Source organism: Streptomyces sp. NPDC102437 (assembly GCF_044765565.1).
Classification (GTDB): domain Bacteria; phylum Actinomycetota; class Actinomycetes; order Streptomycetales; family Streptomycetaceae; genus Streptomyces.
This window is the reverse complement of the sequence record NZ_JBIWKI010000027.1, coordinates 17,974-29,002: the sequence shown is the minus strand read 5'-3', so window position 1 is coordinate 29,002 and position 11,029 is coordinate 17,974. Positions and strand designations below refer to the sequence as shown.

Below are 11,029 nucleotides of genomic sequence, written 5' to 3'. Positions count from 1 at the left end.
TTTCGGGCCTACTAGGGGGAGTAGGAGGGGGTGCCGCAATTGTTGCGGGGACGTTCGGCCCTGTGGTGGAGGGGGCTTTCGGGGCCGGGCGAGCAGGGGCGTGAATCGCTGCGATCTGTCCGTTTCGAGCGGTTTGGAACTGGCTTTAAACCTGTCCGGAATCGGAGATTTGACGGGTTCGGGCGTGTCTCGTTTCAAACCTGTGGCGGTGAATTCCCGGGGCGTCGGCTACGGCTTTTGTTCGTAGACGGGGGGTTTGAGCAATGGTCGGGGTGCGGGTTACCAAGGTATGGCCAGCCCGGCCGGAGCGCCGGGTCCAGTCATCTCCGGAGGTTCTCCGCTTATGTCGAAGCGCGTTTCGTTCCAGCACTCCCGCCGCCCGTCCGTGTCCCGTGTCCGTGGCGCCGTGGTGGCAGCCGGCCTGGGGACGTCGATGGTTCTCGGTGTGGGCGCTGCGTTCGCGGCCGGCTCGGCGGGTGCCCCGGACTCCGTGAAGCTGATCGACCGCGGCACGGCCGAATCGGTCGCCGAGCAGGCCGCCGTACAGGGCAAGGTCGCCGAGAAGGTCGCGGCCAAGAAGGCGGCGGCGGTCACGAAGGCCGCCGCGGCGAAGAAGGCCGCGCTGAAGAAGGCTCACGGCTGGGAGACCCCGGTCAGCCGCTACGAGCTGAGCGCGAGCTTCGGCAACGACGGCAGCCGCTGGGCCCACAAGCACTCCGGCCAGGACTTCGCCGTGCCGATCGGCACCAAGGTCGAGGCCGCGCACAGCGGCACCGTAGTGAAGGCGGGCCCCAACGGCGGCGGCGACGGCCCCGCGTACGGCAACGCCGTCGTGATCAAGCACGCCAACGGTACGTACTCGCAATACGCCCACCTGTCGCAGATCCAGGTGCGGATCGGCGAGGCCGTGAAGACGGGCGAGGCCATCGCGCTCTCCGGCAACACCGGCAACTCCAGCGGCCCGCACCTGCACTTCGAGATCCGGCACACCGCCGACTACGGCTCCGCGGTCAACCCGGTCGGCTTCCTGCACAAGCAGGGCGTCACGGTCTGACCCGACCGCGAAGGCCGCGACGGCTCCACTACTCCGCGGTCTTCCCCTGGCCGTGTGCCCTGGTGATCAGTTCGAAGGCGACTTCGAGGACGGCCTTGCGCTTCTCCTCGGGGTCGCCTTCGAGGTCCTTGAGGGCGAACATGCCCGCGTGCGTCGCGAAGAGCGCGGTGAAGCAGCGCACCTGGTCGGTCAGCGGGGCGCCGGGTTCCTGGAGCAGATCGACCAGGGCGACGACGCGCTCCTTGATGGTCACCCCGATGCTCAGGTCCCGTACGGCCGCCTGGTTCTCCTGCATGAAGCGGAACAGCGGGGCGGCGGCGGTCAGAGCCTCGCTGTAGCGGCGCAGGAGCTCCTTCTTCGTCTCCAGCGTGCGCGGCTGCTCCTTGCCCCAGGCGAGCAGCTCCTCGACCGGGCGGTTGAGGTCCTCGAAGATGCTGGCCAGGATGTCTTCCTTGGTCTTGAAGTGGTAGTACAGCGCGGCCTTGGTGACGTCCAGGCGCTCGGAGATCTCGCGGAGCGAGGTCTTCTCGTAGCCCTGTTCGGCGAAGAGCTCCAGAGCGACGTCCTGAATGCGCTGGCGCGTGTTGCCACGGCGCTGCTGCGGCGTGCTCCCCATGAAGCTCTCCTTTGCTGGAAACTTACTTGACGCCCGGCTAGTTGGGGGTCTACTTTCCCCAGTGTAGTTACTAGCCGGGCGGCAAGTAAGTGCCTGCCTCGCACAGGGGACCAACAGGGGATCAGGGGAGTGGGGACCAATGTCCGATCTGAAGAAGGCGGCCGACGGGAAGGCGGCCGTCGCCGACCGTCCGGCCGGGCTACCGCAGACGCGGCAGCGCAGCGTCCGGGTGGTGATGCTCGCCCTGATGATCACGATGCTGCTGGCCATGCTGGACAACCTGATCGTCGGTACGGCCATGCCGACCATCGTCGGTGACCTCGGCGGTCTTGAGCACCTGTCCTGGGTCGTCACCGCGTACACCCTGGCCACCGCGGCCTCCACCCCCATCTGGGGCAAGCTCGGCGACATGTACGGGCGCAAGGGCATCTTCCTCACGTCCATCGTGATCTTCCTGATCGGCTCGGTGCTGAGCGGAATGGCCCAGGACATGGGCCAGCTGATCGGCTTCCGGGCGGTCCAGGGGCTCGGCGCGGGCGGTCTGATGGTCGGCGTCATGGCGATCATCGGCGACCTGGTCCCGCCCCGCGAGCGCGGCAAGTACCAGGGGATGATGGCCGGTGTCATGGCCATCGCCATGATCGGCGGACCGCTGGTCGGCGGCACCATCACCGACCACCTCGGCTGGCGCTGGAGCTTCTACATCAACCTGCCGCTGGGCGCGGTCGCCCTCGCCATGGTCACCGTCGTGCTGCACCTGCCGAAGCGGGAGGGCGCACGGGCCAGGGTCGACTACCTCGGTGCGGGGCTGCTGACCCTCGGCATCACCGCGATCGTGCTGGTGACCACCTGGGGCGGTACGGAGTACGACTGGGACTCCGCCGTGATCATGGAGCTCTCCGCGATCGGTGTCGCCTCGCTCGTCGGCTTCCTCTTCGTCGAGACGAGGGCAGCAGAACCGATCATTCCGCTGCACATCTTCCGCAACCGCAACTTCACCCTGATGTCCGTGGTCGGCTTCATGTCGGGCTTCGTGATGTTCGGCGCGGTGCTCTTCCTGCCCCTGTACCAGCAGTCCGTCCAGGGCGCCTCGGCGACCAACTCGGGTCTGCTGCTCCTGCCGATGCTGCTGTCGATGATGGTCGTCTCGCTGGTCGCGGGCCGGGTCACCACCAGCACCGGCAAGTACAAGGTCTTCCCCGTGGTGGGCTCCGTACTGATGGTGACCGGTCTGTTCCTGCTCTCGCGGATGGACGTCGACACCACGCGGTTCACCTCCGGCCTCTACATGGCGGTGCTCGGCGTGGGCATGGGCTTCCTGATGCAGATCACGATGCTCGTCGCGCAGAACAGCGTCGAGATGAAGGACATGGGCGTCGCCTCCTCCGCGACGACCCTCTTCCGTACGCTCGGCAGCTCCTTCGGCGTCGCGATCATGGGCGCGCTGTTCACCGGCCGGGTACAGGACGAGATGGCCGCCCGCGGCGGCGGGGCGGCCACCGAGAAGTCCGCGCAGCTGGACGCGGCGAGCCTGGCGAAGCTGCCGGAGGCGGCGCGTGAGGCGTACCAGTTCGCGGTGTCGTCCGGCACGCACATCGCGTTCCTGGTGGGCGCCGTGGTCGCGCTGGCCGCCCTGCTCGCCTCGGTCTTCGTCAAGGAGGTGCCGCTGCGCGGGGCGGGACCGGCCACCAAGCAGGCCGAGGCCGTCGTCTGATCCGGAGCGGTGTACGAAGGAGGCTCCCGGGGCGCGCCCCGGGAGCCTCCCGCCGTATTAAAGGCTCAGCTGCCGGTCCGCGCCGCCTCGTCGTCCGGTCCGCGCTGCTCGGACACCGGGAGGAGCGGGAAGCTGCCGGTGTCGGTCGGCGCGTGCTCGGGCAGCCACAGCACCGCGATCGCCCCGCCCGTGCCGTGCGCCGCCCCTTCCGGCGCCGCGTTGCGGAAGGTCAGCCGGGCCCCGAGGACCCGCGCCTGACCGGCGGCGATGGTCAGCCCGAGCCCGTGCCCGCGTCCGGCCCGGTCACTGCTTCCGGTACGGAACCGGCTCGGCCCCTCCCGCAGCAGCGCCGCCGGGAACCCGGAACCGTGGTCGCGGATCCGCACCACCCGGCCCTCGACCGTGACCTCCACCGGAGTGGAGCCGTGCTTGGCGGCGTTGCCCAGCAGATTGCCGAGGATGCGCTCCAGCCGGCGCGGATCGGTGTTGACCCGGGACTCGTGGACGACCCGCACCCGCACATCCGGGTCCAGCAGCGCGATCCGCCGACCGACGAACTCGCCCAGCGCGATCTCCTGGAGCTCGGCCCGCTCCGAGGCACTGTCCAGCCGGGCCACCTCCAGCACGTCCTCGACGAGCGTGCGCATCGCCTGCGCCCGGTCCCGTACCAGCTCGGTGGGGCGGCCAGGCGGCAGCAGCTCGGCCGCCGTCAGCAGACCGGTCACCGGCGTACGCAGCTCGTGCGCGATGTCCGCGGTGACCCGGCGCTCCGCCTCGATCCGCGCGTTCAACGCGTCCGTCAGCGCGTCCACCGCACCGGCCAGCTCATCGGTCTCGTCCCGGACGACACCGCCCACGGCCTCCCGGACCCGCACCTCCGTATTGCCCTGCGCGACCCGGCCCGCCGCGGCCGCCGCCTTGCGCAGCCGACGCGACAGCTGGCCGCCGATCAGCACGCCCAGCGCGCAGCCGCCGAACACCACCGAGACCGAGCCGATGATCAGCGCCCGGTCGAGATCGCGCATGATCGTGGAATTGCGGCCCGCGAACCGGGTGTGCAGCGAGAGCACGTCGCCCTTGCCGACCGGCACGGCCGCCCACACATCGGGTACCCCCTTGGCTGACACCTCGACATGGGTGGCGCGCCGGTTCCGGCCGGTCTCCGCGCGCAGGCTGTGCGGCATCGTCGGGTCGTTGAGCTTGGCGCCGAACCGGGGGTCGGCCTTCTTCGTCTTCGTGGCCTCGTACAGCAGCTGCGCGTACGTCAGCCGCTCCAGCTGGACCTCGCGGGCGTTCTCCAGCATCGAGACCTGGGCGGCGTTGTGGACGACGAAGCTGAGCGCGACCGCGGTCAGCGCGCCGACCGCCGCGATCGCGATGCTGATCTTCCAGCGGACTCCCGTCCGCAGGGCGGGCCGCTTCATGGCCTGAGTTTGTAGCCGAAGCCGCGGACCGTCTCGATCCGGTCCTGGCCGATCTTGGTGCGCAGCCGCTGCACATGGACATCCACGACCCGGGTGTCACCGCCCCATCCGTAGTCCCAGACCCGCTCCAGGAGCTTGTCGCGGGAGAGCACCGTGCCGGGCGCCGCGGAGAACTCCAGCAGCAGCCGCATCTCGGTCGGGGTCAGCGCCACCTGCTCGCCGGCGCGGTGGACCGCCATGCCCTCCGTGTCGACCTCCAGGTCGCCGAAGACCAGCACCCCGCCGACCTGCTGCGGCTCCGGCTCCCCGATCGTCGCGCGCCCGCCCGTGGCATGTCCGAAGCGGCGCAGCACGGCACGGATCCGGGCGACCAGGACCGCCCCGTCGAAGGGCTTGGTCACGTAGTCGTCCGCGCCGGCCTCCAGGCCGAGCACCACGTCGATCGAGTCCGCACGGGCCGACAGCATGATCACGGGCACGGTCGACTCGTCGCGGATCCGGCGGCAGAGGCTGACCCCGTCGAGCCCGGGCACCATCACGTCGAGCAGCGCGATGTCGGGGCGGTCGGCCCGGAACGCCTCCAGGCCCGACAGGCCGTCGGGCATGGCGGTGACCGCGAAGCCGTCGCGCTCCAGCGCCAGCTGGGTGGCTTCGCGGATGACGTCGTCGTCCTCGACGAACAGGACGTGGGTCTCGGCCATCGGAATGCTCTCAGTTCCCCGGCGGCTCGGCGTCCGGAGCCGGAAGGACCGCCCCGCCGCTGCCGACGGCTCGGTTGAAGTCGTTGTGCACCCGGTCGTGCTCGCTGAACCGGGTGCCCGCCCAGCGGTAGGTGATCACTTCCTCGCCGGAGGGGTAGGCGACCGAGTCCTTCTTCTCGTACACCTGGGTCGTGACCACCAGGTCCCCGCGGTCGATCGTGCCGTAGACGGCGGGCTGCTCGATGGCGAACACGTTCTCGTACGAGCCGTTGCCCTGCCGGCGGTACACATAGGTGCCGACGCCCACCGAATCGGCGCAGGTCATCACGTTCACCACGACATCGGCGGCCTGGCCGCCGGTCATGGTGCCGTACGAGGTGTCCACCGGGTACTCGGAGCCGGTGCAGGGCTTCAGGTCCGTCCGGACCCGCTCGCTGACCTTGGGGTCGTGCTTGAGCAGCGACACCGGGTCGATCCGCGTGGCGGGCCTCGCGGAGGAGGACGGCTCGTCGCTGGGCGTGACCTGGGCGACGGGCTGGGAGCCGGCCGGGCCCTCGTCCCGGGTGCCGGTACCGCCGGTCGAGCAGCTGACCGTGAGCAGCCCGAAGGCGGCGAGGCCGACCAGGGTCGTGGCGCTCGCCGCCCAGCCGGTCACGATCCGGCCACGCCGGACGGCGGCCTCGCGGCCACCGTCGTCTCTTCCACCGTCACGGTCGTCGCCGTCGCCGCTGGCTGTCAGGCCGCGCAACGCTCCCGCCCCCGTTCGTCCATATGCCTGCCCGCCCGCGTCCGCGCACGCGCCGGAGCACGGCCGGCCGCCGGGCGCCGGTGCTCGGCGGGCACGGTCTCCCGGCCCGCCGCCTCACGGCTCTCCAGCTCCTGGCGCAGCCGTGCCAGCGCACGGTGCAGCGTGCTCTTCACCGTACCGGCCGACATACCGAGCGCGGCGGCCGTCTCCTCCGTACTCATCTGCTCCCAGTGTCGCAGCACGACGACGCTGCGCTGCTTGGGAGCCAGCACGCCCAGCACGTCCATCAGCAGGGCGCGGTCGGCGCGCTGCTCGGTGCCGTCCTCGACGCTCGCGTCGGGCAGCTGCTCGGTGGGAACCTCGTCCAGCTTGCGCGCCCGCCACCACTCGGTGCGGGTGTTGATCATGACCCGGCGCAGATAGGCGTCGGCCAGCGACTTGTCGGCGATGCCGTCCCAGCGGCCGTACGTACGGGCCAGGGCGGTCTGGAGCAGGTCCTGCGCATCCACAGGGTCGGGTACCAGCCGTCGCGCGCTGCGCAGCAGCGCGTCGTGCCGAGTGCGTACGTAGTCCTCGAATTCGAGCACCTCGCCGTGCGCCATTCCAACCGCCTCCGTCCCCGTGGGTCCCCGTGGTTCCGCCGTCAGCCATCGTTCGGTCGGGCTGACGGAGAAGACGCTACGGAGCGGTTGTCACGGGGTTGTGCGGAGCAGCCATACACCGACGCACGGCTGTCCATCGGTTGTGTAACAGCGGGGGAGCGGGGCGGGTACGCAACTCAGCTCAGCGGCAGCCGGTACTGCCCGCCGGCCAGCGGTTCGACCAGGCCGTCGGCGACCAGGCCGTCCAGTGCGCGGGCGCGCTGCACCGGTTCGTCCCACACCGCGTCCAGCGCCGACTGCGGCACCGGTGTCATGGCGTCGCGCAACACGGCGAGCAGCCGTCCGCGCACCTGCCGGTCGGTGCCGGCATAGGTCTGGCCGCGGCGCGGGGGCCCCTGGTGGGCGGGCTTCCCGGCCAGCAGCCAGGCGCATTGCCCGGAGATCGGGCACCGGTTGCAGTCCTCGTTCTTGGCGGTGCAGACGAGGGCGCCGAGCTCCATCGTCGCGGCGGCCCAGCGGGCCGCCCGCTCGTCCTCGTCGGGCAGGAGCGCGCGGGCGAGCCTGCGCTCGGCGGCGGTGGTCGCGTTCGGCGGGTACTGGATCCCGGTCGCGGCGCGGGCGAACACCCGGCGGACGTTGGTGTCGAGCACGGCGTGACGCTGCCCGTACGCGAACGAGGCCACGGCCGCCGCGGTGTACTCGCCGATGCCGGGCAGGGCGAGCAGCTGACCGTGCTCGCTCGGTACGTCGCCGCCGTGCCGTTCCGTTATGGCCTGCGCGGCGCCGTGCAGGCGGAGCGCGCGGCGGGGGTACCCGAGCCGGCCCCAGGCGCGGACCGCCTCGCCGGGCGGTTCGGCGGCGAGGTCGGCGGGGCGGGGCCAGCGGGCCAGCCACTGCTCGTAGACCGGGAGGACCCGGCTCACGGGGGTCTGCTGCAGCATGAACTCGCTCACCATCACACCCCAGGCGCCCGCTTCGGGGCGGCGCCAGGGCAGATCGCGGGCGTGCTGGTCGAACCACCCGATGACGGGAGAGTGGAGGGAGGCGGGGGGCGTCTGTGTCGCAGTCATGGCAGTCATCGCACCGTCGATCCTGGCACGGAAGGACGGACGACGGTTCAGCGCACGGTGGTGTCGCGCCTCGTGAGGGCCCTTGGGGTGATAATGCCACCCGTCCGCGCCCCGGGGGTCCGGCAACCGGCCCAAGGGGGCCCGGCCGGGCCCCGCCGGGTCGGTCAGTGCCGCTTGGCCCGGTGCCGGGAGCGGCCGGCCGGCACCGCGCCGGGCCCCGAGGCCCAGGCCGCCACCGGCGCCCCGCTGCTCCGTACCGTCCCGGCGAGCGACCGCACCGGGCGGCGCAGCACGGCGACCACCAGGGTCGAGACAGCGGCGCCCAGCAGCAGCCCGACCGCCACGTCATGCGGGTAGTGCACGCCGACGAAGACCCGGGAGAAGGCCATCAGCAGGGCCATCGGCACGGTGAGCCAGGCCAGCCGGGGGCGGGCGATCGCCAGGGCGATCGCCGCCGCGCCGGCGATCGCGGAGTGGTTGCTGGGAAAGGACCAGTCGCCCGGCGGCGGGCAGCTCACCAGCGAGGCCGCCGCGCCGGCGACCGCCCTGCACGGGCGTTCCTCGTCCACCACCGACTTGAGTACCTCGCTGACCACATAGCCGAAGGCGGTCGCGACCGGCGCGAGCACCGCCAGTGCCAGGGCGCCGTCGTCCTGGCGCCGGGCACGCCACCACCCGGTGATGAACAGGACACCGAAGAGCAGGAGCCCGAGCTCCGTCCATATCTCGGCCAGATGTTGCACCCATGACGGCATGTCATGTGCGAAGTCGGTGATGTCCCGGTAGAGCGGCGCGGTGACTGAACTATCCATGTGACAGAGGGTAGTCAATGAAGCCGGGTGTTCATCCGGGCGTTCCCCGGCAGTCGACTCGGCGGCCAACTCGGCGGCGCCACGGGGCCTGAACGGGCCGCCCGTGATGATGATCCGTAAAACTTGCGGACCGGGGCGGCGGGTGGGGCGGGAGTCGGCGCCGATCTCTCGTACAGTTTGCGCCGTGGGATCTTTGCGTAATCCGATCGGTCCGCTTCCCTCCACCATCTACTGGCGACGGAGGGCCGTAGCGGCGACGCTCGTTGCGCTGCTCGCGCTGCTGATCGTGTGGGTCGTCACCTCGGGCGGGGACGAGAAGACCAAGGACGACTCCCGGCCCGCCGGTTCTGGTCCCGCGCAGGAGATCACGCCGGGACCCGACGGCTCGGGCCCGGCCATCAGCCAACAGCCCGGCGGGCGCGACGAGTCGGACGGCTCGGGCGGATCCGGCTCGGACGGCGGCGGTACGGACACGGGCTCCGGCGGCGGTTCGGGCGACGCCGGTACGGAGACGGGCGGCGGCTCGGGCGCCGGGACCGGGGGTGCGAGCGGCAGCGGTACGACGGGTCAGCGGGTCCCGGCCTCCTCCTCGCTCCCCGACTGCACCCCCGCGGCACTCCGGTTGAACCTGAGCACCGAACTCAGCTACAGCCCCGGCGAGAAGCCGAAGTTCAAACTGGTCGTCACGAACAACTCGGCCACCACCTGCAAGGCCGACCTCGGACCGAAGAGCGCGGTGCTCACCATCACCGAGGCGGGCGGCGACGACAACCAGGTGTGGTCGTCCAAGGACTGCCCGCGCGACGCGGCCGTGCTGCTGCTGAAGGTCCCGGCGGGCGAGACCGTCGTCCACACCGTGGAGTGGGACCGCAGGAAGAGCTCCCCGCAGTGCGCGACGCCGCCCGCGGGGACGGCCGGGCCCGGTACGTATCTGGTCGAGGCGAAGTCGCCGGGTGAGCCGGTGCAGCGCGCCTCGTTCGTCCTCGCGAAGGACTGAGGCCGACCGGGGCGCACCGCCCCGGAGCACGCGGCGGGGCCCGGTCTCCCGGGCCCCGATCGTCCTGCGCCTGCTGCTGTGCGGGATCCGCTCGTACCGGCTCTACACGTACCGTTCGAGGATCGACGACTCGGCCAGCCGGGACAGGCCCTCACGTACGCTGCGCGCCCGCGCCTCACCGACGCCGTCCACCGTCTGGAGATCGTCCACGCTGGCGGCGAGCAGCTTCTGCAGACCGCCGAAGTGCTCCACCAGCCGGTCGATGATCGCCCCGGGCAGCCGGGGAACCTTCGCCAGCAGCCGGAAGCCGCGCGGCGAGACCGCCGAATCCAGCGTCTCGGGAGAGCCGCTGTAGCCCAGGGCCCGTGCCACGACCGCGAGTTCGAGCAGCTCGGTGTGGGAGAGCGCGTCGAGCTCCGTCAGTGCCTCGGCGACCGTGCGGGACCGCTTCGCGGTCGGCTCCGGCACATAGTCGCGCACGACCAGCTCGCGCTCCGGTTCGACGCCCGCGATCAACTCGTCGAGCTGGAGCGAGAGAAGCCGGCCGTCGGTGCCGAGCTCGACCACGTACTCCGCGATCTCGGTGGCGATCCGGCGGACCATCTCCAGCCGCTGCCCTACGGCCGTCACGTCCCGGACCGTCACCAGGTCCTCGATCTCCAGCGCGGAGAGCGTGCCCGCGACCTCGTCGAGCCGGAGCTTGTACCGCTCCAGGGTGGCGAGGGCCTGATTGGCGCGGGAGAGGATCGCGGCGGACTCCTCCAGGACCCGGCGCTCCCCGTCCACGTAGAGCGCGATCAGGCGCATCGACTGCGAGACCGAGACGACCGGGAAATTGCACTGCTTGGAGACCCGGTCCGCCGTGCGGTGGCGGGTGCCGGTCTCCTCGGTGGGGATGGAGGCGTCCGGCACCAGCTGCACGCCGGCGCGCAGGATCTTGGTCATGTCCTTGTCGAGGATCAGCGCACCGTCGAGCTTGGCCAGCTCGCGCAGGCGCGTCGCGGTGAACTCCACGTCCAGCACGAATCCGCCGGTGCACATCGACTCGACGGTCTTGTCCATGCCGAGCACGATCAGTCCGCCGGTGTTGCCGCGGAGGATGCGCTCCAGTCCGTCCCGCAGCGCCATTCCGGGCGCCACGGCGCTCAGCGAGGCGCGCATGAGCGCCTCGTTACCGGTGCCTTGGCCGGACTTTCCGGGCGATGCTGCCCGGTCGTTGGCTGCCACTGCACTCCTCCGGTCACAGGTTTGCGGTGCCCTTACGTCCCTCGTACCGTTCGTGCGGACGGGC

11 protein-coding genes are annotated in these 11,029 nt (G+C 71.2%); 3 read left to right on the top strand and 8 right to left on the bottom strand.

Annotation, left to right across the window (positions count from 1 at the left end; genetic code table 11):
- Nucleotides 1-343 precede the first annotated feature (343 nt).
- Nucleotides 344-1,054, top strand: a complete 711-nt coding sequence (locus ACIRJP_RS29045) for a M23 family metallopeptidase (RefSeq protein ID WP_404180222.1) — start codon at nt 344-346, stop codon at nt 1,052-1,054.
- 28 nt (nt 1,055-1,082) lie between these two features.
- Here the strand turns inward: ACIRJP_RS29045 and ACIRJP_RS29040 are convergent, their stop codons facing one another.
- The gene (locus tag ACIRJP_RS29040) at nt 1,083-1,670 is read right to left on the bottom strand and encodes a TetR/AcrR family transcriptional regulator (protein WP_404180219.1); all 588 of its coding nucleotides are present in this window, start codon (nt 1,668-1,670) and stop codon (nt 1,083-1,085) included.
- A 139-nt stretch (nt 1,671-1,809) separates the two neighbouring features.
- Here ACIRJP_RS29040 and ACIRJP_RS29035 point away from each other — a divergent pair, with 139 nt between their 5' ends.
- Entirely contained in the window at nt 1,810-3,384 is a 1,575-nt protein-coding gene (locus ACIRJP_RS29035; protein ID WP_404180216.1) for an MDR family MFS transporter, read from the top strand.
- 65 nt (nt 3,385-3,449) lie between these two features.
- Here ACIRJP_RS29035 and cseC read toward each other — a convergent pair whose 3' ends face one another.
- The 6 genes from cseC to ACIRJP_RS29005 form a co-directional block, all read right to left on the bottom strand.
- Complete coding sequence (gene cseC / locus ACIRJP_RS29030; RefSeq protein ID WP_404180213.1) at nt 3,450-4,808, bottom strand: two-component system sensor histidine kinase CseC; 1,359 nt, start codon at nt 4,806-4,808, stop codon at nt 3,450-3,452.
- Nucleotides 4,805-5,509 carry a two-component system response regulator CseB gene (gene cseB / locus ACIRJP_RS29025; RefSeq protein WP_404180210.1) on the bottom strand — a complete coding sequence of 235 codons (705 nt, stop codon included), beginning with the start codon at nt 5,507-5,509 and terminating at the stop codon, nt 4,805-4,807. Before cseB ends, cseC begins: the two co-directional genes overlap by 4 nt.
- A gap of 10 nt (nt 5,510-5,519) precedes the next feature.
- Nucleotides 5,520-6,257: a hypothetical protein gene (locus ACIRJP_RS29020; RefSeq protein ID WP_404180207.1), complete on the bottom strand. Its 738-nt coding sequence runs from the start codon at nt 6,255-6,257 to the stop codon at nt 5,520-5,522.
- On the bottom strand, nt 6,245-6,859 hold the full coding sequence (locus ACIRJP_RS29015; RefSeq protein ID WP_404180204.1) for a SigE family RNA polymerase sigma factor: 615 nt from the start codon (nt 6,857-6,859) through the stop codon (nt 6,245-6,247). The genes ACIRJP_RS29020 and ACIRJP_RS29015 overlap by 13 nt, the downstream gene beginning before the upstream one ends.
- Nucleotides 6,860-7,035: 176 nt before the next feature.
- Nucleotides 7,036-7,938, bottom strand: coding sequence for an A/G-specific adenine glycosylase (locus ACIRJP_RS29010; RefSeq protein WP_404180201.1), 903 nt, complete (start codon nt 7,936-7,938; stop codon nt 7,036-7,038).
- Nucleotides 7,939-8,093: 155 nt separating this feature from the next.
- Nucleotides 8,094-8,741, bottom strand: coding sequence for a phosphatase PAP2 family protein (locus ACIRJP_RS29005; protein WP_404180198.1), 648 nt, complete (start codon nt 8,739-8,741; stop codon nt 8,094-8,096).
- Nucleotides 8,742-8,925: 184 nt separating this feature from the next.
- Between ACIRJP_RS29005 and ACIRJP_RS29000 the strand changes: the two genes are divergently transcribed.
- The gene (locus ACIRJP_RS29000) at nt 8,926-9,738 is read left to right on the top strand and encodes a hypothetical protein (protein ID WP_404180195.1); all 813 of its coding nucleotides are present in this window, start codon (nt 8,926-8,928) and stop codon (nt 9,736-9,738) included.
- 102 nt (nt 9,739-9,840) lie between these two features.
- Here ACIRJP_RS29000 and disA read toward each other — a convergent pair whose 3' ends face one another.
- Entirely contained in the window at nt 9,841-10,965 is a 1,125-nt protein-coding gene (disA, locus tag ACIRJP_RS28995) for a DNA integrity scanning diadenylate cyclase DisA (protein ID WP_404180192.1), read from the bottom strand.
- Nucleotides 10,966-11,029: the final 64 nt, after the last annotated feature.

Coding starts and splice junctions, on each gene's coding strand:
- ACIRJP_RS29045 (WP_404180222.1), top strand. CDS start 344: ATGTCGAAGCGCGTTTCGTTCCAGCACTCCCGCCGCCCGTCCGTGTCC.
- cseB (WP_404180210.1), bottom strand. CDS start 5,509: ATGGCCGAGACCCACGTCCTGTTCGTCGAGGACGACGACGTCATCCGC.
- ACIRJP_RS29015 (WP_404180204.1), bottom strand. CDS start 6,859: ATGGCGCACGGCGAGGTGCTCGAATTCGAGGACTACGTACGCACTCGG.
- ACIRJP_RS29010 (WP_404180201.1), bottom strand. CDS start 7,938: ATGACTGCCATGACTGCGACACAGACGCCCCCCGCCTCCCTCCACTCT.
- ACIRJP_RS29040 (WP_404180219.1), bottom strand. CDS start 1,670: ATGGGGAGCACGCCGCAGCAGCGCCGTGGCAACACGCGCCAGCGCATT.
- ACIRJP_RS29035 (WP_404180216.1), top strand. CDS start 1,810: ATGTCCGATCTGAAGAAGGCGGCCGACGGGAAGGCGGCCGTCGCCGAC.
- cseC (WP_404180213.1), bottom strand. CDS start 4,808: ATGAAGCGGCCCGCCCTGCGGACGGGAGTCCGCTGGAAGATCAGCATC.
- ACIRJP_RS29005 (WP_404180198.1), bottom strand. CDS start 8,741: ATGGATAGTTCAGTCACCGCGCCGCTCTACCGGGACATCACCGACTTC.